At 48.2% G+C, this 25,055-nt stretch carries 25 protein-coding genes and 2 tRNA genes; 20 read left to right on the top strand and 7 right to left on the bottom strand.

Annotated features, from left to right (window positions below; genetic code table 11):
* Positions 1 to 2 precede the first annotated feature (2 nt).
* Together ACWA5Z_RS08945 and ACWA5Z_RS08940 are read left to right on the top strand one after the other, a co-directional pair.
* A complete protein-coding gene (locus ACWA5Z_RS08945) occupies positions 3 to 614 on the top strand; it encodes a TIGR04211 family SH3 domain-containing protein (RefSeq protein WP_431051573.1) in 612 nt (203 codons plus the stop codon).
* Between the two features lie 6 nt (positions 615 to 620).
* Positions 621 to 1,895, top strand: coding sequence for a multifunctional CCA addition/repair protein (locus ACWA5Z_RS08940; RefSeq protein ID WP_431051571.1), 1,275 nt, complete (start codon positions 621 to 623; stop codon positions 1,893 to 1,895).
* 19 nt (positions 1,896 to 1,914) lie between these two features.
* Here the strand turns inward: ACWA5Z_RS08940 and vapC are convergent, their stop codons facing one another.
* The 3 genes from vapC to ACWA5Z_RS08925 all read right to left on the bottom strand — a co-directional run bounded on the left by vapC (position 1,915) and on the right by ACWA5Z_RS08925 (position 3,510).
* Complete coding sequence (gene vapC, locus ACWA5Z_RS08935) at positions 1,915 to 2,307, bottom strand: type II toxin-antitoxin system tRNA(fMet)-specific endonuclease VapC (protein ID WP_431051569.1); 393 nt, start codon at positions 2,305 to 2,307, stop codon at positions 1,915 to 1,917.
* The gene (locus ACWA5Z_RS08930) at positions 2,307 to 2,531 is read right to left on the bottom strand and encodes an antitoxin (protein ID WP_431051567.1); all 225 of its coding nucleotides are present in this window, start codon (positions 2,529 to 2,531) and stop codon (positions 2,307 to 2,309) included. The genes vapC and ACWA5Z_RS08930 overlap by 1 nt, the downstream gene beginning before the upstream one ends.
* Positions 2,532 to 2,637: 106 nt before the next feature.
* Positions 2,638 to 3,510 (bottom strand): endonuclease/exonuclease/phosphatase family protein, encoded by an 873-nt coding sequence (locus tag ACWA5Z_RS08925; protein ID WP_431051565.1) that lies wholly within the window; start codon positions 3,508 to 3,510, stop codon positions 2,638 to 2,640.
* A 134-nt stretch (positions 3,511 to 3,644) separates the two neighbouring features.
* Between ACWA5Z_RS08925 and ACWA5Z_RS08920 the strand changes: the two genes are divergently transcribed.
* The 7 genes from ACWA5Z_RS08920 (at position 3,645) to tilS (ending at position 12,628) form a co-directional block, all read left to right on the top strand.
* On the top strand, positions 3,645 to 4,991 hold the full coding sequence (locus ACWA5Z_RS08920) for a cation:proton antiporter (protein WP_431051563.1): 1,347 nt from the start codon (positions 3,645 to 3,647) through the stop codon (positions 4,989 to 4,991).
* Between the two features lie 14 nt (positions 4,992 to 5,005).
* On the top strand, positions 5,006 to 8,524 hold the full coding sequence (gene dnaE, locus ACWA5Z_RS08915) for a DNA polymerase III subunit alpha (RefSeq protein WP_431051561.1): 3,519 nt from the start codon (positions 5,006 to 5,008) through the stop codon (positions 8,522 to 8,524).
* Between the two features lie 108 nt (positions 8,525 to 8,632).
* The gene (gene accA / locus ACWA5Z_RS08910; RefSeq protein ID WP_431051559.1) at positions 8,633 to 9,586 is read left to right on the top strand and encodes an acetyl-CoA carboxylase carboxyl transferase subunit alpha; all 954 of its coding nucleotides are present in this window, start codon (positions 8,633 to 8,635) and stop codon (positions 9,584 to 9,586) included.
* 92 nt (positions 9,587 to 9,678) lie between these two features.
* Positions 9,679 to 9,840 carry a hypothetical protein gene (locus ACWA5Z_RS08905; RefSeq protein ID WP_431051558.1) on the top strand — a complete coding sequence of 54 codons (162 nt, stop codon included), beginning with the start codon at positions 9,679 to 9,681 and terminating at the stop codon, positions 9,838 to 9,840.
* A complete protein-coding gene (locus tag ACWA5Z_RS08900; RefSeq protein ID WP_431051556.1) occupies positions 9,830 to 10,111 on the top strand; it encodes a type II toxin-antitoxin system RelE/ParE family toxin in 282 nt (93 codons plus the stop codon). Before ACWA5Z_RS08905 ends, ACWA5Z_RS08900 begins: the two co-directional genes overlap by 11 nt.
* Before the next feature lie 67 nt (positions 10,112 to 10,178).
* Positions 10,179 to 11,042 (top strand): pyridoxal kinase PdxY, encoded by an 864-nt coding sequence (gene pdxY / locus ACWA5Z_RS08895; RefSeq protein WP_431051554.1) that lies wholly within the window; start codon positions 10,179 to 10,181, stop codon positions 11,040 to 11,042.
* Between the two features lie 275 nt (positions 11,043 to 11,317).
* Complete coding sequence (gene tilS, locus ACWA5Z_RS08890) at positions 11,318 to 12,628, top strand: tRNA lysidine(34) synthetase TilS (protein WP_431051553.1); 1,311 nt, start codon at positions 11,318 to 11,320, stop codon at positions 12,626 to 12,628.
* Between the two features lie 109 nt (positions 12,629 to 12,737).
* Here tilS and ACWA5Z_RS08885 read toward each other — a convergent pair whose 3' ends face one another.
* Positions 12,738 to 14,066: an NCS2 family permease gene (locus tag ACWA5Z_RS08885; RefSeq protein WP_431051551.1), complete on the bottom strand. Its 1,329-nt coding sequence runs from the start codon at positions 14,064 to 14,066 to the stop codon at positions 12,738 to 12,740.
* A gap of 166 nt (positions 14,067 to 14,232) precedes the next feature.
* Positions 14,233 to 15,105 (bottom strand): LysR family transcriptional regulator, encoded by an 873-nt coding sequence (locus ACWA5Z_RS08880; protein ID WP_431051550.1) that lies wholly within the window; start codon positions 15,103 to 15,105, stop codon positions 14,233 to 14,235.
* Positions 15,106 to 15,245: 140 nt separating this feature from the next.
* Here ACWA5Z_RS08880 and ACWA5Z_RS08875 point away from each other — a divergent pair, with 140 nt between their 5' ends.
* The 3 genes from ACWA5Z_RS08875 to ACWA5Z_RS08865 all read left to right on the top strand — a co-directional run bounded on the left by ACWA5Z_RS08875 (position 15,246) and on the right by ACWA5Z_RS08865 (position 18,528).
* On the top strand, positions 15,246 to 15,893 hold the full coding sequence (locus ACWA5Z_RS08875) for an NAD(P)-dependent oxidoreductase (RefSeq protein WP_431051548.1): 648 nt from the start codon (positions 15,246 to 15,248) through the stop codon (positions 15,891 to 15,893).
* Between the two features lie 254 nt (positions 15,894 to 16,147).
* Entirely contained in the window at positions 16,148 to 17,164 is a 1,017-nt protein-coding gene (galE, locus tag ACWA5Z_RS08870) for a UDP-glucose 4-epimerase GalE (protein WP_431051546.1), read from the top strand.
* Positions 17,165 to 17,232: 68 nt separating this feature from the next.
* Positions 17,233 to 18,528, top strand: a complete 1,296-nt coding sequence (locus ACWA5Z_RS08865) for an AmpG family muropeptide MFS transporter (protein ID WP_431054324.1) — start codon at positions 17,233 to 17,235, stop codon at positions 18,526 to 18,528.
* A 50-nt stretch (positions 18,529 to 18,578) separates the two neighbouring features.
* On the opposite strand, the gene gloB is transcribed toward ACWA5Z_RS08865, so the two are convergent.
* Positions 18,579 to 19,277: a hydroxyacylglutathione hydrolase gene (gene gloB, locus ACWA5Z_RS08860; RefSeq protein WP_431051544.1), complete on the bottom strand. Its 699-nt coding sequence runs from the start codon at positions 19,275 to 19,277 to the stop codon at positions 18,579 to 18,581.
* Between the two features lie 36 nt (positions 19,278 to 19,313).
* On the opposite strand from gloB, the gene ACWA5Z_RS08855 reads away from it, so the two are divergent.
* Positions 19,314 to 20,051 carry a class I SAM-dependent methyltransferase gene (locus tag ACWA5Z_RS08855; RefSeq protein WP_431051542.1) on the top strand — a complete coding sequence of 246 codons (738 nt, stop codon included), beginning with the start codon at positions 19,314 to 19,316 and terminating at the stop codon, positions 20,049 to 20,051.
* Here the strand turns inward: ACWA5Z_RS08855 and rnhA are convergent.
* Positions 20,048 to 20,512 (bottom strand): ribonuclease HI, encoded by a 465-nt coding sequence (gene rnhA, locus ACWA5Z_RS08850; protein WP_431051540.1) that lies wholly within the window; start codon positions 20,510 to 20,512, stop codon positions 20,048 to 20,050. The genes ACWA5Z_RS08855 and rnhA overlap by 4 nt on opposite strands.
* A 120-nt stretch (positions 20,513 to 20,632) precedes the next feature.
* Here rnhA and ACWA5Z_RS08845 point away from each other — a divergent pair, with 120 nt between their 5' ends.
* The 7 genes from ACWA5Z_RS08845 to ACWA5Z_RS08815 all read left to right on the top strand — a co-directional run bounded on the left by ACWA5Z_RS08845 (position 20,633) and on the right by ACWA5Z_RS08815 (position 25,049).
* A complete protein-coding gene (locus ACWA5Z_RS08845; protein ID WP_431051538.1) occupies positions 20,633 to 20,896 on the top strand; it encodes a type II toxin-antitoxin system Phd/YefM family antitoxin in 264 nt (87 codons plus the stop codon).
* Positions 20,886 to 21,206, top strand: a complete 321-nt coding sequence (locus tag ACWA5Z_RS08840) for a type II toxin-antitoxin system RelE/ParE family toxin (protein ID WP_431051536.1) — start codon at positions 20,886 to 20,888, stop codon at positions 21,204 to 21,206. The genes ACWA5Z_RS08845 and ACWA5Z_RS08840 overlap by 11 nt, the downstream gene beginning before the upstream one ends.
* Before the next feature lie 7 nt (positions 21,207 to 21,213).
* Positions 21,214 to 21,993, top strand: a complete 780-nt coding sequence (gene dnaQ / locus ACWA5Z_RS08835; protein ID WP_431051534.1) for a DNA polymerase III subunit epsilon — start codon at positions 21,214 to 21,216, stop codon at positions 21,991 to 21,993.
* A gap of 107 nt (positions 21,994 to 22,100) precedes the next feature.
* Positions 22,101 to 22,177: transfer RNA gene (locus ACWA5Z_RS08830), tRNA-Asp, on the top strand.
* A gap of 66 nt (positions 22,178 to 22,243) precedes the next feature.
* Positions 22,244 to 22,320, top strand: a tRNA-Asp gene (locus tag ACWA5Z_RS08825).
* Between the two features lie 178 nt (positions 22,321 to 22,498).
* On the top strand, positions 22,499 to 24,022 hold the full coding sequence (gene der / locus ACWA5Z_RS08820; protein ID WP_431051532.1) for a ribosome biogenesis GTPase Der: 1,524 nt from the start codon (positions 22,499 to 22,501) through the stop codon (positions 24,020 to 24,022).
* A gap of 67 nt (positions 24,023 to 24,089) precedes the next feature.
* Entirely contained in the window at positions 24,090 to 25,049 is a 960-nt protein-coding gene (locus ACWA5Z_RS08815) for an AEC family transporter (protein WP_431051530.1), read from the top strand.
* Positions 25,050 to 25,055: the final 6 nt, after the last annotated feature.

Below are 25,055 nucleotides of genomic sequence, written 5' to 3'. Positions count from 1 at the left end.
CCATGAAAAAACTATTCAACGCCCTATTAATCGGCACTACGCTGTTACTCAGCAGCCAAGCCATTGCCGAAACCCGTTATGTCACCGAAGAATTAAGCACCTACCTACGCCGCGGCGCCGGTGATGAATACCGTATCGCCGGTTCGATTAAATCCGGTGAAAAAGTCACCGTTTTGGCACAAAAAGATAAATACACGCAAATTCGCGACAGCCGGAACCGCGACGCTTGGATTTTAACCAGTGATCTCTCAAGCGAACCCAGCGCTAAAATTCAAATTCCCGCGTTAAAAAATCAAATCCAAGAATTGAGCTTAAAACTGAATAAGATTGATGAAGAATGGCAGCAACGGGTTTCCGAAATGCAACGCCGCACCCGCCAATCGGAAACGCAAAGCAGCCAGTTATTAGAACAAAACACCCAATTAAAACGCCAGTTGGAAATCAGCAATAACAAAAATAAAGAGTATGAAGCCTTGCTCAGCGCAGAAAAACAAGAAATCATCATTCGTTGGTTTATCTATGGCGGTTCGGTGATGTTGGTCGGCTTGCTGCTCGGCTTGATTTTACCGAATATCATACCGCGTCGCCGCCGTCGCAATGACGGGTGGGCATAATACAGTATGGCAACGGAACCGCACTTTCAAACTTATTTGGTCGGCGGCGCAGTGCGTGATCAGCTGCTCGGTTTAGCGGTTCAGGATCGCGACTGGGTGGTGGTCGGCGCCACCCCCCATCAACTGCTAAAGTGCGGTTATCAGCAAGTCGGGCAAGACTTCCCGGTTTTTCTTCACCCGCAAAGCAAAGAGGAACACGCCCTCGCCCGCACCGAACGCAAAAGCGGATACGGCTATCAGGGGTTTACGGTCGATTTCACCCCGGACATCAGTTTAGAACAAGATCTGCTGCGCCGAGATCTCACGATTAATGCGATTGCGCAAGCGGAAAACGGCGAATTAATCGATCCCTATCACGGCATTCAAGATTTAAAAAACCGCACTTTACGCCATGTCTCGCCTGCCTTTGCGGAAGATCCGCTGCGTGTACTGCGGGTGGCGCGCTTTCACGCGCGCTTTGCGAAGCTCGGTTTTGAGATTGCGCCGGAAACGCTGCAATTAATGCAACAAATTAGCGCCGGCGGGGAATTGCAGCATTTGAGCGCCGAACGCGTTTGGCTGGAAACCGAAAAAGCATTAAGCACCGACTCACCGCAAATCTACTTCCGAACGTTGCGTGCCTGCGGTGCGTTGGCGGTATTATTCCCCGAAATTAATGCGCTGTTCGGCGTGCCGAATCCGGAGAAACACCATCCCGAAATCGACAGCGGTATTCACACGCTAATGGTGCTGGAACAAGCTGCCACGCTCACGGCAGAAACGCCGCAAAGTGCGGTTGCCGTGCGTTTTGCCGCACTCTGCCACGACCTCGGCAAAGCCTTATCGCCCAAAGATCACTTACCGCACCATCACGGACACGAAGAACGCGGCGTCGCCCCCATTCAGCAGCTGTGCCAACGGCTAAAAGTCCCAAATCAATATCGTGATTTAGCCGTGTTAGCTTGTCGCTATCATACCCACATCCACCGCATTCAAGAGATGAAAGCGCAAACTATCGTGCGCTTTTTTGACCGGATTGACGCCTGGCGCAAGCCGGAAAATCTACGGCATTTAATCACCGTCTGCCTTGCCGACAGCCGCGGGCGTTTAGGTTTCGAAAACAGCAACTATCCGCAGGCACAAATCGCCCTTGAATATTATCAAAGTGCGGTCAGCGCCGACGTGCAACAAATTATTGCTGCCGGTTATCAAAAACAGCAGATCCGGGAACAACTGACTAAACGGCGGGTTGAGTTGGTGAAACAGAAAAAAGAAGAATATTTAGCTCAAACATCGGACTGATTATTCTCACTCTAACATATTACCCGCTGATCCAATTTTCTAATCGTAATCGCGGAATTCGCATAAATTCTTTCGTGTTGTTGGTCACTAGAATGCTGTTTTGGGCAAGCGCATGCGCTGCAATCAGCATATCTAAACTGCCGACAACCCGCCCTGTTTTTTCCAAATCAGCACGAATTTTGGCATAGTGCCAAATAGCCGTTTCTGAAAATTCCGGCATTTCCAGCGGTGCCAGAAATTTTTCTAAGGCGGCTTTATTTTTGACTGAACCTGATTTTTCTACGCCGAAAGCCAATTCCGCCGCCGTAATACTGGAAATACATAAGTCCCCTAAGTGAAAAGTTTGGAATTTTTTAAAAACGCTTTCCGGTTTATGATTGATGATACAAATATTAGTATCAAGCATATACATTATAATAATTCCTCGCGCTCCACTTCCGTCTGTTCTGCTCTTTCCAATAAAAAACCGGGTTCAAATTCATCTAGCGCTTCTTGCATCAACAGCCAAGGATTGTCGGTTGGCAGTAATAAAACGCCGTTGCCAAAATGTCGAATTGCCACTTCTTCGCTATTAAAGCGGTATTTTTTCGGCAAACGCACTGCTTGACTTCTTCCACTGGTAAAAATTTTAGCCATTTCCATTGCCTTTCTCCCGGTAGCTATCATTGGTAGATACCATACCTCTTGTGTGAAATTTAGCCAAATGATAAATCTCATTGCTCAAGACAGACCATCTAACAACCTACTCCAGCCCAAACTCAATAAACAACGGATTATGATCCGAGGCGGCGGTTTGTTCGGTCCAGCTGTTGAACAGGCGGATCCCGCGCACAAAAATATGATCCAACGGATTACCCAAAAAACGCATGCGTTCGTCCGGGCTAAACCGCACTTCATTCAATCCGTATTGCCGTGCCAATTGTTGGATTAAATTCAGGCGTCTTTCGCTCCAACTGTTAAAATCCCCCGCCAGAATAATCGGGCCTTGGTGTTGGCTGACTAAGTGAAACAGCCCGCGCAGTTGGCGCGAATAATTTAGCGGGTTCCATTCGAAATTGACCAAATGCAGATTAATCACCAACAACGTGCGGTCGGCATTCAATGGATAAGTCGCCGCTTCGGCGATTTTCGGAATGCGAATCCAAGGTTCCGCTTCACTGCCGACACAATAACGCTGCGGCGCAAAAGTCGACAATAACATCACGCCCGACATATTCTCGCGGTAAGCAAATGTGCCGGCGTGGATACCAAACCACTTTTTTTGCGACAACAACCGATCGATCTGATTTTGCTGGCTGGCTTCTTGCAATAGTACAAAATCCGCCTTGTCGGCATAAGCGGACAACCGTTGCTGCCAACCTTCATCTTCGCCTTTATGCAGATTCCAAACCAGCATTTTATACCGCGCTTTAGCCTGCAATTCACCATGCAGCGGCAAAGTGCGGTCATAACACAAGATATTTTCGCCAACCGCACTTTGACGGTAATCCTGCGGATTCAGATTAACGGTTTCAATTTTCGGCGTGGTAAAAATAGTGAGCGGTTGTAAATAATATCCGCCCAGCCCGATGAGCACGGCGAACAATACGCATAAAATTCGGATTCTTTTTCTCATCAATCGTTATCGGTCAGTAAAAATCTCGGATGGCTACAATATAACACTTTACATCTGATCGCTGAATTGTTTTAATTTGCACTACTTTCGCCTGATTCGGCGGCAACCCTTTTTCTTTTGCCAGAGGTTTTAATATGGGTATTTATACCTACATCTGCCTGCTTTCCGCTTTGTCGATTTTAATCGGCTTTGTCACCCATAAAATCAGCCATCGCATTCAATCGACCATTGCAATCAGTGCGGCGGCAATGGTCGGTTCGTTGTTTTTATTGGTCAGTGGCAAGCTGGGCTGGTTTAGCATTGAAAACTTCGCCTTAGGCATTATGCAACAAATTGATTTTAAAAGTTTTTTATTAAACGGGATTTTAGGGTTTCTGCTGTTCGCCGGCGCACTGGGGATTAAATTGCCGATTCTGAAAGATCAGAAATGGGAAATTACGGTATTTGCGTTGTTTTCGACCCTTGCCTCCACCTTTATTATCGGTGTATTGATTTATCTCTGCGCCCAATTAATCGGACTGCCGATTGCGTTTATTTACTGCCTGTTATTCGGTTCATTGATTTCCCCGACTGACCCGATTGCGGTATTGGCAATTATCAAGAATCTGCGTGCGCCAAAACGCTTGTCCATGCAAGTTGAAGGGGAATCGTTGTTTAACGACGGCGTCGGCTTAGTTGTTTTCATCACCATCCTGACCGTTGCTTTCGGCGGCGGTGAGCCGACGGTTGGCGGGATTGTCGAACTGTTCGTACATGAAGCGGGCGGTGGAATTATTTTTGGTTTTCTGCTCGGCTTTGCGGCACATTTGCTGATTTCCGCCACCGATGACGGCAGCATGGAAATTTTGCTCACCCTGACCATTCCGACCGCCGGTTTTATCCTTGCCAACACGTTAGGCGTTTCCGGTGCCTTGGCAATGGTGGTGTCCGGCATTATGGTCGGCAACTGGACGCGCAGCAAAGGCTTTTCCGAACAAAGCCAGCGTTATCTGGATCACTTTTGGGAAATGATCGACCATTTCCTTAACTCCCTGCTGTTCCTGTTAATCGGTTTGGCATTATTGTTGATTAATGTTTCTTGGCAGAGTTTTATCCTTATGCTGCTTGCCATTCCAATTTGTTTGGCGGCACGCTATATCAGCCTGTTGATTCCTTATACCGTATTTACGCGCTTCAGAACCTATAATCCGTACACCTTGAAAATCATGACCTGGGGCGGCTTACGCGGCGGTCTGGCACTGGCAATGGCGTTGTCAATTCCGGCGCAAACCGCGATAATCGACGGTATGGACGTGCGCGATGTGATTTTGGTGATGACCTATGCGGTGGTGATGTTCTCGATTTTAGTACAAGGCATGACGATTGAAAAAATGATCCAGCAAGCCAAAAAAGTGGATCCGAATAAAGAAGATTATTTGCGCCCGAACGCCGAAAGCCGCGCACGTAAAAACGACGATCTGAATGCTTACTTGTCTCACTAGATTTATTCAACCATATGACAGAGCATATAACCCAAAATGAGCCCGCGGCACAACAACTTGTGCCGCCGCGTTTTGTACATTTGCAAGTACACAGTGATTTTTCGATGATCGACGGTTTGGCGAAAGTCAAACCGTTGGTCAAAGCCTGTGCCGCCGAGCAAATGGTGGCAATGGCACTGACCGATTTTAGTAACTTTTGCGGCTTGGTACGTTTTTACGGCGAGGCGTTGTCGTCGGGCGTGAAGCCGATTATCGGCGTCGATGTGTTGGTGCACAGCGAACTGAGCGGCGACGAGCCGTTTTCGCTGACATTGCTGGCAAAAAATAACGACGGTTATAAAAATATCACTTTACTGATTTCCAAGGCATATCAACGCGGCTATCTGGACAAACCGATTCTCGAACAGGATTGGCTGGTAGAACACCGCAACGGGATTATTATTTTATCCGGCGGCCGCAACGGCGATGTCGGTAAATTCCTGTTAAAACAGCAACCCGACAATGTTCAGACCGCACTTGCCTTTTATCAGCAGTATTTTGCCGATCATTATTACCTCAGCCTGACCCGCACCGGGCGGCAAGACGAAGAACGCTATATTCAGCACGTTCTGCCGCTGGCGCAGCAGCAGCTGTTGCCCGTGGTCGCCACCAATGAGGTCTGTTTTCTAAAAGCCGAAGATTTTGAGGCGCACGAAATTCGGGTTGCGATTCACGACAGTTTCACGCTGGATGATCCGAAACGCCCGCAACGTTACAGCGAACAGCAATATTTCCGCAGCGAACAGGAAATGTGCAATCTGTTCCATGACATTCCGCAAGCGATTGAAAATACGCTGCTGATTGCACAACGCTGTAACGTCACCATTCGTTTGGGCGAATATTTTCTGCCGCAATTTCCGACCGGCGACCTCAGCACCGAAGATTATCTGGTCAAACGTTCCGAAGAAGGTTTGGAAGAGCGGTTGTTAACCCTGTTTCCTGATGAAGAAATCCGTAAACAGCGCCGCCCGGAATATGACGAACGGCTAAAAATCGAACTCGATGTGATTAACCAAATGGGCTTCCCCGGTTACTTCTTAATCGTAATGGAATTTATCCAATGGTCGAAAGACAATGATATTCCGGTCGGACCGGGGCGCGGTTCCGGTGCGGGTTCGTTGGTGGCATATGCGCTGAAAATTACCGACCTCGATCCGTTGGAATTCGATCTGCTGTTCGAGCGTTTCCTTAATCCGGAACGGGTTTCCATGCCCGATTTTGACGTCGATTTCTGTATGGACGGGCGCGATCTGGTGATCGAACACGTTGCCGAAATGTACGGTCGCGGTGCGGTGTCGCAAATCATCACCTTCGGCACCATGGCGGCAAAAGCGGTTATCCGCGATGTCGGGCGGGTGCTCAGCCACCCTTACGGTTTTGTTGATCGGATCTCTAAATTAATTCCGCCTACGCCGGGCATGACCCTTGCCAAAGCCTTTGAAGAAGAGCCAATGCTCGATCAAATTTACAACAGCGACGAGGAAGTCAAAGCCCTGATCGACATGGCGCGCCAACTGGAAGGGGTGACACGTAACGCCGGTAAACACGCCGGTGGCGTGGTGATCTCGCCCACCTTAATTACTGATTTTTCGCCGTTATATTGCGATCCCGAAGGCTTGCACCCGGTTACCCACTTCGATAAAAACGATGTCGAATACGCCGGTTTGGTGAAGTTTGACTTCTTGGGCTTGCGCACGCTGACGATTATCAAATGGGCGGTGGATATGATTAACGCCCGCCTCACCAAAGAAAATCAGCCGCCGGTCAATATCGAACGCATTCCGCTGGACGATCCGAAAGCGTTTGAATTGCTGCTGAAAGCGGAAACCACCGCCGTATTCCAGCTCGAATCGCGCGGCATGAAAGACTTGATTAAACGCCTCAAACCCGACTGTTTTGAAGATATTATCGCCTTGGTAGCCCTGTTCCGCCCCGGTCCGTTACAATCGGGCATGGTGGACAACTTCATCCGACGCAAACACGGTGAAGAAGAAATTTCTTACCCTGACGCCGAATATCAACACGACTCATTGAAGCCGATTTTAGAGCCGACCTACGGCATTATTCTGTATCAAGAGCAAGTCATGCAGATTGCGCAAGTTCTTGCCGGTTATACCTTGGGCGGTGCGGATTTACTGCGTCGTGCCATGGGTAAAAAGAAACCGGAAGAGATGGCGAAACAGCGCTCGGTGTTTGAAGAAGGGGCGATTAAAAACGGCGTGGACGGCGAACTGTCGATGAAAATTTTCGACTTAGTGGAAAAATTCGCCGGTTACGGTTTTAACAAATCCCACTCCGCCGCTTATGCCTTGGTGTCCTATCAAACCCTATGGTTGAAAGCGCACTATCCTGCCGAATTTATGGCGGCGGTGATGACCTCGGAAATGGACAATACCGATAAAATCGTTGGTTTATACGACGAATGTTTGCATATGGGCTTAACTGTCACCCCGCCGGACATTAACAATGGCAACCACCGCTTCAGCGTGAATGAAAAAGGTGAAATCGTCTATGGGATCGGCGCTATCAAAGGGGTGGGCGAAGGTCCTATTAGCGCAATTATCGAAGCGCGTAACCAAGGCGGCCGCTTTAAAGATCTATTCGATCTGTGCGCCCGGGTTGATCTGAAAAAAATCAACAAACGTACCTTTGACAGCCTGATTATGTCCGGCGCCTTTGACAAATTAGGACCGCACCGCGCCGCGTTGGCAAAAAACCTGCAAGACGCGCTGAAGGCCTCGGATCAACACGCCAAAGACGAAGCGATCGGGCAAGCCGATATGTTCGGCGTGCTGACCCAAGCGCCTGAAGCAGTGGAAATTGCGTATGCCAACACGCCGAAGTGGTCGGAAAAAACCATTTTGGACGGTGAACGCGAAACACTAGGATTGTATCTCAGCAGCCACCCGATCAGCCGTTATCTGAAAGAACTGTCGCACTACAGCTCGCACCGCATTAACGAGCTGCAACCGAATTTCCGCGGACAAATCAGCACCGCCTGCGGTTTGATCGTCAGCTCACGTATCGCGATCACCAAAAAAGGCAACCGCTTAGGCATTATCACCCTCGATGACCGTTCCGGTCGGCTTGATGCCACGCTGTTTAGCGACGCACTGCAAAATTACGCCGACTATCTGGAAAAAGATCAAATCGTGATCGTCAGCGGGCAAGTCAGCCACGATGATTTCACCCAAGGCTTGAAAATGAACGTGCGCGAACTGCTGCCGCTCGATCAGGCACGCAGCCGCTACGCCAAAAGTCTGGCAATTTGCCTGACGCAAGAGCAAATCACACCGCACTTTATCCGCGAATTTAAGCAAATCCTTGAACCTTACAGCGGCGGCGTAATGCCGGTGCATATTTATTACCAAAGTCCGCAAGGGCGCGCACTGCTGAAACTCGGCACGCAATGGCGGATTCAACCGCACGATAATCTGCTGGAACAGCTCAGCGGCATGTTAGGCGAAGATCAGGTTGAATTGGAGTTTGAATAATTTGATTCGTTACATTGGGAAAATAAAATTTAGCCATAGGTGTAGAAATAGCTTAAAATACGATATTATTAGCATAAAAATATCTTTATTGACCAAGCAGGAATACGCATGAGCCAAGAATTTTTAGATTTTGAATTACCGATTGCCGAACTGGAAGCCAAGATTGAATCTTTGCGTTCCGTTACCCAACAAGATGACAAAATCAATCTTGATGACGAAATCAAACGGCTGCGCAAAAAAAGCGAAGAATTAACCAAGAAAACCTTTGCCAACCTTGATCCGTGGCAGGTATCGAAAATGGCGCGCCACCCGCAACGCCCTTATACCTTAGATTATATCGAGCGGATTTTTACCGATTTTGAAGAGCTTGCCGGCGACCGTGCGTTTGCCGACGATAAAGCGATTGTCGGCGGGATTGCCCGTTTGGACGGCAAACCGGTGATGATTATCGGACACCAAAAAGGGCGCAGCGTAAAAGACAAAGTAAAACGTAATTTCGGCATGCCGGCGCCGGAAGGCTATCGCAAAGCCCTGCGTTTAATGCAACTTGCCGAACGTTTCAAAATGCCGATCATCACCTTTATCGACACCCCGGGCGCCTATCCGGGCGTGGGCGCGGAAGAACGCGGTCAATCGGAAGCGATTGCACGCAACCTGCGCGAAATGTCCACCTTAAAAGTACCGGTTATCTGTACCGTGATCGGCGAAGGCGGTTCCGGCGGTGCGTTGGCAATCGGTGTCGGCGATAAAGTGAATATGTTGCAATACAGCACCTATTCCGTTATTTCCCCTGAAGGCTGCGCCTCAATTTTGTGGAAAAGCGCGGATAAAGCCTCACTTGCCGCCGAAGCCATGGGCATTACGGCGAAACGGCTGAAAGAATTAAAATTAATCGACAATATTATTGATGAACCACTCGGCGGCGCACACCGTAATATAGAATTAATGGCGGAAAAGTTAAAACAACGCTTGTTAAACGATCTGCAAGATCTCGAGGTGCTAGATCAAAAATCGCTGTTAGATCGCCGTTATCAACGGTTGATGAGCTATGGCTATTGTTAAATCTAACGCAATATTGAGAACGAAAGATTGCAATTCTGCTACGTTGTAGTATGTTAATTGAAACAAAATAGCAATGCTAACGAGAGGAATTTATGGAAAATATGACTGCTGAATATAAAAAATTCCGTGATGAAAAAGTAGCTAAAGCACTTGAAGATTGCAAGAACGGACGTGTCGTTGATTCTGAAGAAGTCTATCGTTCTCTCATTGAAACCGCATTAAAGGCTGAAAAGGCAGGTTGCCTTGCAGCCTAAAATTATCTATACAATTTCAGCTCAAAATGACTTGAATAATATCGTTTATGATTTAACTGAACGCGCCAATATGCGAACGGCGATTGAGCTTGTACAGAAAATCTATAACAGCATTGAAAATCTAACGCCGTTTCCTCAAATGGGAAAACCACCACCTGACGGTACAAGCGAAATCTACCCTGAAAAATATCGGGTTGTATATCGTTATGAAGCGAATGAGGTTGTCGTGTTGGCTGTTATTCACAGTGCTGTATCCCAGAGACCTTGCTGAATGTTTTGACTGAAATTAACTTCATGTTTCCAATTATCTTTTCTCTTTATTTATCAAAGGTTACCCAATGAAAAACGTTTTATCCATTCAGTCCCATGTTGTTTACGGTTATGCCGGCAATAAAGCGGCGGTGTTGCCAATGCAACTGTTAGGGGTTGATGTTTGGCCTTTAAACACCGTACAATTTTCCAACCACACCCAATATCAAAAATGGAAAGGCATGGTGATTCCGAAAGAGCAAATCGCCGAAATCACCCAAGGAATCGCAGAAATTGACGCCTTGCACGAATGCGACGCCATTCTTTCCGGTTACATCGGCGCCGCCGAGCAGGGGCAAGAAATCCTGAATACGGTCAAACGGATTAAAGCGTTAAATCCGAATGCGATCTATTTTTGTGATCCGGTGATGGGACACCCTGACAAAGGCTGTATCGTCGCCCCGGGCGTAGCGGAATTCTTGGTCGAACACGCCCTGCCTGCGGCGGATTTGCTTGCGCCGAATTTAGTGGAATTGCGCGAGTTGAGCGGTTTAAGCGTGGAAAATTTCGATCACGCGCTTGAGGCGATTAAATATCTGTTGGCAAAAGGCGTGAAAAAAGTGCTGGTGAAGCACTTAAGCAAAGTCGGCAAAGACGCCAATCAATTTGAAATGGTGCTGGCAACCCAAGACGGCATTTGGCACATCAGCCGTCCGCTGCATGAATTTGCCGGACGCGATCCGGTCGGGGTGGGCGATTTAACCAGCGGAGTGTTCTTGGCGAATTTGTTAAACGGCAAATCGGATTTAGAGGCGTTCGAACACACCGCCAATGCGGTGAATGATGTGATGAGCGTGACGCAACAAAGCGGTAAATACGAATTGCAAATCGTCGCCGCCCGCCATTTGATTATGCAACCGCAAAGCCAGTATAAAGCGGTTAAGATTGGTTAGTTTCAGACTAATCTCATTCAATTAAACATAACTATCGGGTTTCGCCGATGGCGACTTCCTTTTCTTTGTTTCGCCAAAGAAAAGGAAGCAAAAGAAAGCGACCCTATTGCGGTGCTGATCTTCGCTTAGTATGAATTTGCTTAACGGAAAATTTTTAAGACTCGTCGCTACGCTCCTCAAACACAAGAAAAATTTCCCTACAAATTTCATACACGCTCAGGCACCGCAGAAGGGAAATTTAAAACAAATCGCCACATACGAGCGAGAAATAAAGTATGTCAGACCTCCTCTCCAATCTCCACCACACGTTGCAGCAGCAAGGGCTGACGCACGCCGCGTTTTTGTTGGCGTATAGCGGTGGGCTTGATTCGACCGCACTTTTATCGCTGTTTGCCCAACTGAAACAACAACTGCCGCAACTCCGACTGCGTGCAGTTCATATTCACCACGGCTTAAGCCCCAATGCCGATCACTGGGCGCAGCATTGTCAGCAGCAATCTGAACAGTTTCACATTCCGTTGATGATCGAAAAAGTGCGGTTAGACCCGAAAAAAAGTCCGGAAGATGCCGCACGCGAGGCACGTTATCAGGCGTTTAAACACCATTTAAACGATAATGAAATTTTGGTCACCGCGCACCACCTCAATGATCAAAGCGAAACCCTGTTGCTTGCGCTAAAACGCGGCAGCGGAGTCAAAGGCTTGGCGGCAATGCAAGTGCGGTCTGAACTGTGGCAAATGCCGATTTTCCGCCCATTGCTGCCCTACTCCCGTGAACAATTGGCACAGTATGTTGCAACGCAACATCTGACGTGGATCGAAGACGAAAGCAACCAAGATAACCGCTATGATCGCAACTTCCTGCGCAACCGCATTCTGCCGGAACTGCGCCAACGCTGGGCGGCGATTGACCGCACTTTACAACGTTCGGCGCAACATTGTTACGAGCAGCAACAACTCATCGAAGAATTATTACAACCGCTGTTTGAACAGTTATATTGCCCGCAAAACCGCACTTTCAATATTTGCCAGTTCGCCGAGTATTCTCGTCCGAAACAAAATGCGTTATTGCGTTTATGGCTCAGCCAAAGTGCGGTTGCCATGCCGTCGCAACGGCAATTGGATCAACTGATCGAACAGCTGATTTTCGCCCGCCACGACTGCCGGCCGCAGCTTGCATTGGGTGAACGGATTATCCGCCGTTATCAACAACGTTTATATTTAACCGAAGCGTACGCCGATCTTTCATCGCTTATTATTGAAGTTACATTCGATCAAAACATTCGCTTACCCGACGACTTAGGCGAAGTGCGGTTTGTGCCGCAAGCAGACAGGCTGAATGTGATTTGGCAACAACATGCGGAGCGTATTTTTTCTCTGCCTTTACCTAACAATAATGAAAATATTCAACTCCGTTTTCGCTATGCCGGTAAAGTGCGGTTAAGCCCGAACCGAGCCAATCAAGATATTAAAAAAATTTGGCAACAAGCCGGCATTCCGCCATGGCAACGGCAACGCACGCCGTTGGTGTTTTATGGCGATGAACTGATGGCGGGATTGGGCGTTTTTATTAAACAACAGGATTAAAAGGATTAAGCCCGATACAATATCGAACTCAATCCGTTCATTAAGTAGTCCAACTTTTTGGGGGCAGATCAGCTGCAAGTGCGGTGAGTACTTTACGATAAGTTAAAGGTTAAATCGCCCAACCACCGGCGTAGAAGCCGACCAGAATCACGGCAATAATAATCGTACCGAGGTTTAATTTTTGGATTTCACCGGAAACGATACGCCCAATCACCAACGACGCAAAGCCCAACATAATACCGGTAACAATATTGGCGGTCAGCACGATAAACACCGCGCAGATTAAGCCGCTCATTGCGCCGACAAAATCGTTGAAATCCAATTTGCTGACATTACTCAACATCAGTAAACCGACATACATCAACGCCGGTGCGGTGGCATAGCTCGGCACTAAAAAAGCCAACGGTTGCAGGAACAGCATAAACAGGAACAACACGCCGACCACAATCGCCGTGATCCCGGTTTTGCCGCCTGCCGCAGTGCCCGCCGCCGACTCGATATACACCGCCGCCGGGGCAGTGCCGAATAAACCGGACATCATGCTGCTGACCGAATCGGAAGTTAAGGCTTTGCCGCCGTTGATGATTTGTCCGTCTTTGTCTAATAAATCGGCTTGTCCGGCAACAGCGCGGATTGTGCCGGTTGCGTCGAAAATAGCGGTCATCACTAAGGCGAACACAATCGGCAGAATCGCCGGTTGCAACGCGCCCATAATATCTAAGCTAAATACCAACGAATTTTCACCGAACGTCGGCATTTGGAAAATTTTACCGTTGAAGCTCACATTCGGATCAGCCGCCAAGCCGATTAAGGTAATCACAATAATCACCAGTAAAATGCCGCCTTTGACCTGCAAACGTTCTAAACCGACAATCACCGCCAAGCCTAACAACGACATCATCACCGGAAACGAGGTGAACTCGCCCATTTTGACCGGTAAGCCGGCAGGATTGCTCACCACCAAACCGACATTATTCGCCGCGATCAGTAATAAAAACAAGCCGATTCCGATCCCGGCACCGTGGGCAATGCTGCTCGGTAAGTTACGCAAAATCCAAGAGCGAATGCCGGTGACGGAGATCAGCGTGAACGCCACGCCCATTAAAAAGACCGCACCCAGCGCCACCGGAATACTGACTTGCTGCCCGATCACCAAGCTGTAGGCGGTAAATGCGGTTAATGAAATCGCACAGCCGATTGCCATCGGCGCATTCGCCCATAACCCGATTAAAATCGAGCCTAAACCGGCGACCAAACAGGTGGCGATAAAAACCGATTCCGGCGGAAAGCCTGCGTCACTCAACATACTCGGCACCACGATCACCGAATACACCATCGCCAAAAAGGTGGTTAACCCGGCGATCAGCTCTTGGCGCAGATTGCTGCCTCTGGCACTGAGCGAGAAGCGTTTTTCCAATAAAGGACTTTGCGTTGTCATAGTTTTGTTCCTAAACGTTAATCAAAAAGAAAAGAAAGATAAAATAAAAAGCGCCCTATTTTACCCGAGCCGTTGTTGACAATCTATCGAATCCCTTGTGATATCGCGAAAAATATTCAATTTATGCGCAGAATAATAACCGGGTGTCCCACTACCGCACTTTGGCTTATTGATTTTGCACCAACCAAGTATCGCAGAAATCCAAATACACCCGCACAATTGCCGAAGGATGACGGTGAGCGGTATAAATTTGGTGTACCGGCAACTGCGGCATAACCACCTGCGGTAAAATCCGCACCAATTCGCCGCGTTCTAAAGACGGCTTGGTGACGAATTCCGGCAGTTCGCAAATTGCCATATCCGCTAGCGTGTAATCCAATAGTTGGCGGAAACTGTTGGCGGCAAATTTAAGATTAGGCGTATAGTTTTTGCCGTCTAACTGCCATTGTGTGGTGCTGCCGTGAGTGAAATGCCAGCCGGCAAGGTCAAAATTTTGCAGCTCCGCAACCGTTTGCGGCGCACCATGCCGGGCGATAAAGGCTTGGCTCGCAACCAACATCGTTTGAATCGGGGCGCGGCGTTTGGCGATTACTTTATCCGTCACTAATGCGCCGATTCGCAGCGCCACATCAATCCCGTCTTCAATCAAATCCAGTCGCATATCGGTGTATTGGCAGCTGATTTGAATATGCGGATAACGGCGTTGAAAGTCGATCAGCAGTTTGCCCCAAAACTCAAACCCGTCCGGCAGCGATAAACGCAAGCGTCCGTACATCTGCTGCATATCGCTGCGCACCGTACGCTCCGCTTCCAGCAGGCTTTCGATACCGTAAAAGGATTGGTCGAACAGCCGTTGCCCAATGGTGGTCAGCTGAATCCCCTGTTTGGAACGCAGCAATAACTGCATATTAAGCGATTGTTCCAAATCACTGATACGGCGGCTTAAGGTCGGCAACGGCACCCCGATTTTCTCCGCCGCAGCGGATAAACTGCCTGCCTGTGCGGCGGCAATAAACATTCTGACCGCATTCAGATCCATCTTATCCTCTCATTTTTGAAAGTTATATTTTCTAAAATCACCATTCTATACTAAATTCAAAATGAATATACTACATTCCATCGAAACGGTACGCCGTTTTATTCACTCATTGATCAACATTTAATTTAGAGGACAACATTATGAAAATCGCAGTTATCGGCGCTACCGGCACGGTGGGGCGTGGCATTATCGCAGAAGCCGCAGCACGCGGACATCAAGTGACCGCATTCGCGCGCAATGTCGAAAAAGTCAAAAAAGCGGATAATATCCAAGCCGTCGCTTTCGACGTCAATGCGGCAGATTTTGCCGAACAATTAATCGGCTTTGATACGGTTATCAGCGCCTTCAACAGTGGCTGGACCAATCCGAACGCAGGCGCAGATTTTGAAAAAGGCGCAAAAGCCATCACTGAAGCGGCGAAATCTGCAAACGTGCCTTACTTATTAATCGTCGGTGGTGCAGGCAGCCTGTATATCGCACCGGGTGTGCAGTTAATCGACACCCCGGAATTCCCGAAAGAAATCTATGACGGCGCCAACGCAGCGCGTAACTGGCTGAAAGATCTGCAAGATCGCCGCGATGTCAATTGGGCGTTTATCTCGCCACCTGCCGCGTTCTCGGGCGACATCGACACCCGCAGCGGCAACTACCGCACCGGCAAAGATGAGGTGTTATTCAGCGGTGATCAACTCGCCGATATCTCACTGCCCGATTTGGCTTGTGCCATTGTCGACGATGTCGAAGGCAAAAACCATTTATTCAGCCGCTTCACCGTGGCAGAAGCCTAATTCAAGGATCTAACGAAAAGCCAAAACGATGATAAACCGCGTGAGCAGCCGAATACTCGGTTGTTCACTTTTCTCATTATCGCAGTTATCAATCACGGTTTATAATCGCATATCCCCCATACGATTTTGCTAAAAATGTTGCACTATCTCAATTTTTTCGCTCATAAAACACGGAATTGCGGATTGGCACATGAAATTCGTTCTAAAAAGCCGTACACTATAGCCTGCTTATTTTTCACTTCAGGAGACATACTATGGCAATTTTAGTTACCGGCGGTGCGGGCTATATCGGTTCGCATACCGTGGTTGAGCTGTTAAATGATAATCAAGAGGTGGTGATTTTAGATAATCTGTGTAACTCTTCTGAAAAATCGCTGCAACGGGTTGAAACCATCACCGGGAAAAAACCGCACTTTTATCAAGGCGATATTTTAGACGCGGCAATGCTGCAACGGATTTTCAAACGCCATCAGATTGATTCGGTTATCCACTTTGCCGGGCTGAAAGCGGTCGGCGAAAGCGTACAAAAACCGATCGAATACTATGAATGCAACGTACAAGGCACGCTCAATTTGCTGCAAGAAATGCGCAAAGCCGGCGTGTTTAATATTGTGTTCAGCTCCTCCGCCACCGTGTACGGTGATCCGGAAGTCATTCCGATTACCGAAAATTGCAAAGTCGGCGGCACCACCAATCCTTACGGCACCTCAAAATTGATGGTCGAACAGATTTTGAGCGACACGGTAAAAACCGATCCGCGCTGGAGCATGATCATTCTGCGCTATTTCAATCCGGTCGGCGCGCACAAAAGCGGTTTGATCGGTGAAGATCCAAATGGCATTCCGAACAATTTACTGCCGTATATCAGCCAAGTGGCAATCGGCAAATTACAACAACTCTCGGTTTTCGGCAGCGACTACAACACCCCGGACGGCACCGGCGTGCGTGACTATATTCATGTGGTCGATTTGGCACTGGGACATTTGAAAGCCCTCGCCAAGCACAAAAACGACAGCGGTTTACATATCTATAATTTAGGCACCGGTATCGGCTATTCCGTGTTAGACATGGTGAAAGCCTTTGAACAAGCCAACGGTATCACCATTCCGTATAAATTGGTCGAACGTCGTCCGGGCGATATCGCCGCCTGTTATTCCGATCCGAGTTTAGCCGCGCAAGAACTGGGCTGGAAAACCCAATATTCGCTGGAACAAATGATGAAAGATACTTGGAACTGGCAGAAAAATAACCCGAACGGCTACCGCGATTAACCGTTCCGTTAACGAACAAATGAATCGACAAAGCGCTAGCCGGTTCATTTTTATTTAGAGGCTTGATGATGTCCGAACAACAAAAAAGCATAATTTCCCAAATTTTCACCCGCAAAATGCTGATTTGCGTTTTTACCGGCTTTAGCTCCGGGCTGCCGCTGTATATTTTAATCTCGCTGATCCCGCTCTGGTTGCGCGCCCAGCAAGTCGATCTGGCGACGATCGGTTTCTTTGCCTTGACCGGTTTGCCGTATACTTGGAAATTTTTATGGTCGCCGTTGTTAGACCGCTTTGTACCGCCGTTTTTAGGGCGCCGCCGCGGTTGGATGTTTGTCTCCCAACTGTTATTGTTGGTTTCGTTGGCACTGTTTGGTTTTCTCGATCCGCAAACTCACGGCGGATTACGACTGATTGCCGCCGCCGCAACGTTAGTCGCCTTCTTTTCCGCCACGCAAGATATCGTGTTAGACGCCTATCGGCGTGAAATTTTGGACGATAAGGAACTGGGCTTAGGCAACTCGATTCATGTCAATGCCTATCGGATTGCCGGATTCATCCCCGGATCATTGTCGCTGATTTTGGCGGATTATCTGCCTTGGGCAACGGTGTTTATCATTACCGCACTTTTCATGCTGCCGGGAATTTTGATGACCCTGTTTCTCAGTTATGAACCTAAAATCGATCTGTCGGCAAACCGCACGTTGACCGATACCGTGGTCAAACCCTTCCAAGAATTTTTCAGCCGTAAGGGGATTTGGGGCGCAATCGGCATTCTCGGCTTCATCTTTTTGTATAAGCTGGGCGATAGTATGGCAACTGCGCTGATTACGCCGTTCTATCTGGACATGGGGTTCAGCACCAGCCACATTGGCATTGTGGTTAAAAACGCCTCGGTTTGGCCGATGTTAATCGCCGGTATTGTCGGCGGCATTATCATGCTGAAAATCGGGATCAACCGTGCGCTGTGGCTGTTCGGCTTGGTGCAAATTATCACGATTCTCGGTTTTGCTTGGTTGGCATCTTACGAATATTTTGAAACCGTCACCACCAAGGCATTAGTGATTCTTACGATTGTGGTTGCCGCCGAATATATCGGTATCGGGCTGGGCACCGCCGCGTTTGTGGCGTTTATGGCGAGGGAAACCAATCCGCTCTACACCGCGACCCAACTGGCGCTGTTCACCAGCTTGGCTGCCTTGCCGCGTACGTTGTTTAACTCGCAGGCAGGCGTGTTAATCAACTATTTCGGCTACTACGACTATTTCTGGTTCTGCTTCTTCCTTGCCGTACCCGGCATGCTCTGCCTGTATTGGGTTGCGCCGTGGAATGAAAAAGGCAATGGCAACAGTGAAAACAAGGCGTAATCAAAGCCGAGATAACCGCACTTTATCTAACCCAAAGTGCGGTTCAATTCCTAAAAGCTATCCTTCGCTTTGCGCAAGCGGATAAATTCGTCTACGGTTTTTGCCTGTAGAAACGGATTAATTTTCCGCTCTAAGCCTAATGTGGTCGGCAAGCTCGCTTTGCCCTGCGCCCTTAAAGCTTCCACTTGTTTTAACTGCTGTTCGACCGCACTTTTATCCTCGATCACCGTCAATGCGAAACGTAAATTACTCAAAGTATATTCATGAGCGGCGCAAACCACCGTCTCATCCGGCAACGCTTTTAAACGTTGCAGCCCGTCAAACATCGCTTGGTAATCGCCGGTGAAGACCCGTCCGCAACCGGCGGAAAACAATGCGTCGCCACAAAACAGGTGTCCGTTGATCACAAAGCTGATGTGGTTGGCGGTATGCCCGGCAGTCGGAATCACCTCAAGCTGATAATGTCCGCACGCAAACGCCCCCTGATTCACCACCTGTGTCGCGATCTCCGCCACCTCATCCGAGCCGTAAACCGACAAATGCGGATAGTGTTGTTTTAATTCCGCCACGCCGCCGATATGATCCGCATGCCCGTGGGTTAATAAAATCGCCGCCGGTATTAAATGATGATCAGCCAAATAACGCAAAACCGGCGCGGCTTCAGCCGGATCAACAATCAGCACCGGCTCATTCTCAGCGGCATACAACCAAATATAGTTGTCATTTAGGGCGGGTAATGGTATTAACATAGCTATTCTCCGTTAAAACAAATCTGGTGACGATTGATGAAGTGGCGTGCAAAATATCCCTATTCTCTGCAATTACCTATCTCTTGGCAGCAATTAAAGCAAGGTGAGCGTTATTGTCAAGCCCTCAATAACTACTTTGCACCTTGGTTCGCCAAAGTTTACGGACAACATGTGTTGAGAATCGGCGGTTTGAGTGCGGAATTGGACTGGTACGCCCCGAATCAGCAGCATATTTTGCTTTATCCGGATTTTCCCGATGTCAAGCCGACCGCAGATGAAAGCCGTTCTGCAATTCAGGCTTCAATCACCCATTTGCCGTTTTATGAAAAAGCGCTTGATGCCTGTCTGCTCGCCAATACCCTGAATTTTGCGCAAGATCCGCACCAGTTGCTGCGTGAAGTGGCGCGCGTATTGAGCGATGACGGTTATCTGTTTATTTCGTTGTTCAATCCGTGTAGTTCGCTGCTGTGGAAACGCCATTTGGAAAAGAAAAGTACGGTCGGGCAACGCTGGCAAATGCGTAAATATCTGACCTGGCGCGTAATGGATTGGTTGGAGCTGTTGGAATTTGAAATTGTGCGGCATAACACGCTGGTAAAACCACTCGCGTTACCGCACTTTGGCACCGTCGGCGGACAACTGGCGGTGATTGTGGCACGCAAACGCACCATTCCGCTGTCGCTCAATCCGCAAAAGGTGCGCTTTAAAAATCCGATTTTTTCCCCCGCCAACGCCTTGAGCAATGCCGAAGCGAAAGTGCGGTCGGGTGATTAATCCGGTTGATAACCGGCGTCATCTTGGGTCGGATTTTCCGCGCCTTGCTTCGCCAGTTGATCAACCCGTTCGTTCTCCGTATGCCCGGCATGCCCTTTCACCCAGCGCCAATCGATTTGATGGCGTTGAATCGCCTGATCCAAGCGTTGCCATAAATCCTGATTTTTCACCGGTTTTTTATTGCTGGTTAGCCAATTATTGCGTGTCCAGTTGTGAATCCATTGGTTAATGCCGTTTTTCATATACTGGCTATCGCTCGACAACATGACCGCGCAATTTTCGGTCAAACTCTCCAACGCCGTGATCACCGCCAACAACTCCATGCGGTTATTGGTGGTTAAACGATAGCCCTGTGAAATGGTTTTCTCATGTTGTTTATAACGTAGCAACACCCCGATTCCGCCCGGCCCGGGATTGCCCAAACAAGATCCGTCGGTGTAAATTTCTATCTTTTTCATCATCTCTACTACACGCTTTAGCTAAATTGGTGCGATAATAACGTAATTTTTGTGAATGCTCTATAGCGGTTTTGATTCTGCCGTAATTCGATTATACTCACTTCAGATTATAAAGGAGGTTGTATGGAGTCTATCAATGCCAATCAGGCGCAAACCCATTTCAATCATATGCTGTTGAAAGTGCAAAACGATACGTTGCAAATCAATCAGGGCGGCAAAGCCGTAGCAGTGATGATGTCAATGGCGGAGTATGAAAATATCGAATGGTTAAAATTGCAGTTGCTACAACAACGGGCGCAGCAAGCCCAACATGATATATGCCATCAGCGTTTGATTTCGGGGGATGATTTTTTCAATGCGTTAAACAATGGCGAATATGACGATTAAAAAATATTCATTTCAACTTTCGGTTGCCGCAAAATCTGATCTGATTCATATTCGTCGCTATATACTCGAAAAATGGGGCAAATTACAAACCGAACAGTATCTGGCTGAAATGAAAGCAACGATGCAATTTTTAGTACAAAATCCCAATGCCGGAAAAGAGAGAAATGATGTTGGTGAAATGGTTTTCAGCTTCCCTTATAAAAGCCATATGATTTATTACATAAAAAAATCAACTGAGATTATCATTATTGCGGTGTTGCACCAAAAAATGTTGCCAAAAAATCATTTATCTTCCCATTTCAAATTTTAGGAATGCTATGTCAGAACTGATTACCCCGGAACGCCAAATTGTATTGGATACCGAAACCACAGGCATGAACCAGTTTGGTGCGCATTACGAAGGGCACTGTATTATTGAGATTGGTGCAGTGGAGATGATAAATCGCCGCTTAACCGGGCGCACCTTTCACGTTTATATCAAACCGAACCGTCCGGTGGATCCGGAGGCAATCAAAGTCCACGGAATTACCGATGAAATGTTGGCGGATAAGCCCTCTTTCGACGCGATTGCCGATGAATTTATCGAATTTATCCGCGGTGCCGAGCTGATTATCCATAATGCGCCGTTTGACGTCGGCTTTATCGATTATGAATTCGGCAAACTCGCCAAAACCAAAAACCTGAAAACCGCTGACATCAGCGTGGTGACCGACAGTCTGGCAATGGCGCGTAAGCTGTATCCCGGCAAGCGCAATAACCTGGATGCTTTATGTGATCGCTTGAATATTGACAACAGCAAGCGCACCTTGCACGGCGCATTACTCGATGCCGAAATTTTAGCCGATGTTTATCTGCAAATGACCGGCGGGCAAGTCAGTCTGTTTGGCGAAGAACACCATGATGATGACGCGCATATTGCCGGCGACAAGCGCGAAAATATCCGAACGGCTCATTTGCAACCGCACTTGGCACAATTTCGCACCATTGCGCCGGATGAAACCGAATTAGAAGCGCATTTAGAATACTTAAAGCTGATTAGTAAAAAAAGTAAAGACAACTGTTTTTGGCAAAAACGCACAGAAAACCATCTGCATTAAGCAACATTTGGCGTAATTCGTTTATGGATTAAGCAATCAAAAACAGTTTGGCAAAAAATGATTGACGAAAGGCGCACAGCCCTTTATCATGCGCCTCACCTAATCGCGGAGTGGTAGTTCAGCTGGTTAGAATACCTGCCTGTCACGCAGGGGGTCGCGGGTTCGAGTCCCGTCCATTCCGCCAACAAATTATATGATATTGTGTTTTACGATATCGACTTAGCCTCAAAATACACTGATATTTCAGTGCGGAGTGGTAGTTCAGCTGGTTAGAATACCTGCCTGTCACGCAGGGGGTCGCGGGTTCGAGTCCCGTCCATTCCGCCAATTTATTCAGCCCGATATGCAAATATCGGGTTTTTTATTGGGCTAAATTTGACGAGAAACACTAAAAGTGCGGTCAGCGCGATAACTTTCGCTATTCGTCACCCCGAAAATTCGGTATCATCTTGCACAATTTAAACACAATGAATAGCGCAAAAATATTCATTCATCGAGGTTTTTTATGACTCCTGCCCATACTCCTGTTGTCGCCCTGGTCGGTCGCCCTAACGTGGGTAAATCCACGCTGTTTAACCGCTTAACCCGCACCCGTGATGCCTTGGTTGCCGATTTTCCCGGTTTGACCCGTGATCGCAAATACGGACACGCACACATTGCCGGTTATGATTTTATCGTAATCGATACCGGCGGCATTGACGGCACCGAAGAAGGCGTCGAAGAAAAAATGGCGGAACAATCGCTGTTGGCGATTGAAGAAGCCGATGTCGTTTTGTTTATGGTTGACGCGCGCGCCGGCTTAATGCCGCCGGATATCGGCATTGCCAACTATCTGCGCCAACGGGAAAAAACCACTGTGGTGGTGGCAAACAAAACCGACGGCATTGACGCCGACTCCCATTGCGCCGAATTTTATCAACTGGGTTTAGGCGAGATTTCACAAATCGCAGCGGCACAAGGACGCGGCGTAACCCAATTAATCGAAGACGTACTAGCACCGTTTGCGGCACAATTGCAACAAAACGAAAACGACGATGAAAGTGCGGTTGAAGCCGATGAATGGGATCACGATTTTGATTTTAATAACGAAGAAGATACCGCACTTTTAGACAGCGCACTGGCGGAAGACGAAGAAGCGGAAGAAGAACAGCAAAAAAACATCAAAATCGCCATTGTCGGTCGCCCGAATGTCGGCAAATCCACCCTGACTAACCGTATTTTAGGCGAAGATCGCGTGGTGGTGTACGATTTGCCCGGCACCACCCGTGACAGTATTTATATCCCGATGGAGCGCGACGGACAGCACTATACCCTCATCGACACCGCCGGTGTGCGCAAGCGCGGCAAAGTGACTTTAGCCGTCGAAAAATTCTCGGTGATCAAAACCCTGCAAGCGATCCAAGATGCCAATGTGGTATTGCTGACGATTGACGCACGCGAAGGGATTTCCGACCAAGATTTATCTCTACTCGGCTTTATTCTGAATGCCGGTCGCTCGTTGGTGATCGTGGTCAATAAATGGGACGGCTTGAGCCAAGATATTAAGGATCAGGTGAAGTCCGAATTGGATCGCCGTTTGGATTTTATTGATTTTGCGCGCATTCATTTTATCTCGGCCCTACACGGCAGCGGGGTCGGCAATCTGTTTGATTCGGTGCAGGAAGCCTACGAATGCGCCACCAAACGTTTCTCCACTTCAATGTTGACGCGTATTTTGCAAATGGCGACCGACGAACACCAACCGCCATTGGCAGCCGGCAGACGGATTAAACTGAAATACGCCCACCCGGGCGGACACAATCCGCCGATTATCGTGATCCACGGTAACCAGCTGGATAAGCTGGCGGATTCGTATAAACGCTATCTGTCCAATTATTACCGTCGCAGCCTGAAAATTATCGGCACTCCGATTCGGATTCAATTCCAAGAAGGCAACAACCCGTTTGCCGGACGGCGCAACACTTTAACGCCGAACCAGTTGCGTAAGCGCAAACGGTTGATGAAATTTATCAAAAAATCAAAAAGATAAGACTTTCTGATACCCATTAGTTCAATTTCCCTCTCCGCTTGCGCAGGGAGGGTTACAAGGACAGCAAATGCAAAACGGATTTCTCGATTCCATTCTCTTTTCTATTGCGGTTACCTTGCCGAATATCCTCATGTTGTTACTCGGTATCTATCTGAAAAAAATCCGGATGATCAACGACCAATTCAGCAATCAAGGCGCAAAATTGGTGTTTAACATCACCCTGCCGGCACTGTTGTTTCTGAGTATCATCAAAAATCCAACGGACTATGGCGCCCAAATCACCCTTGTCGGTCTCGGCACGCTTAGCACGTTGGTTTTATTTTTGCTTGCCGAATGGTTTGCGCTACGTTATGTCAAAGAGAAAAGAGAACGCGGTACTTTTGTACAAGGCGTGTTCCGCGCGAATAGCGGCATTATCGGGCTGTCGTTATGTGCGAATGCCTACGGCTCGGCAGGTTTGGCAATCGCTTCCGTTTATACCGCTATGATCACCTTATTATTCAATGTATTGGCAGTTATTACGCTCAGCCGTTCCCTCGCTGAAGGAGGCAAAGCCAATCTAACTTATATTTTCAAACAACTGTTAAAAAATCCATTGATTATTGCGATTGTCTGCGCACTATTATTTAGCAATCTCGGCTTTACTTTGCCCGACACCTTGATCAGCACCGGCGACTATCTTGCCAATATGACATTGCCGTTAGCCCTGCTCTGCGCCGGCGCCAGTTTGAATTTGAGAAACATGGACAGCTCCTCAACCGTCGCCATCCAAGCCAGTATCGGCAGGGTGCTGTTAGCCCCTTTGGTGATGGTGCTGATTGCGCGTGCTTTCGGTTTACACGGCATGGAGCTAGGCATTCTGTTTTTAATGAGCGCCACCCCGACCGCCGCTGCCAGCTACGCAATGGTACACAGTATGGGCGGTAATGCCAAAACCGCCGCCAACATTATCGGTATCACCACGTTTGCGGCGATGTTCGGCTCATCTCTCGGCATTGTGATCTTAAAACAATTGCACTGGATGTAAACCGCA

The organism is Testudinibacter sp. P80/BLE/0925 (assembly GCF_053570785.1).
This window is presented reverse-complemented; position numbering and strand designations above follow the sequence as displayed.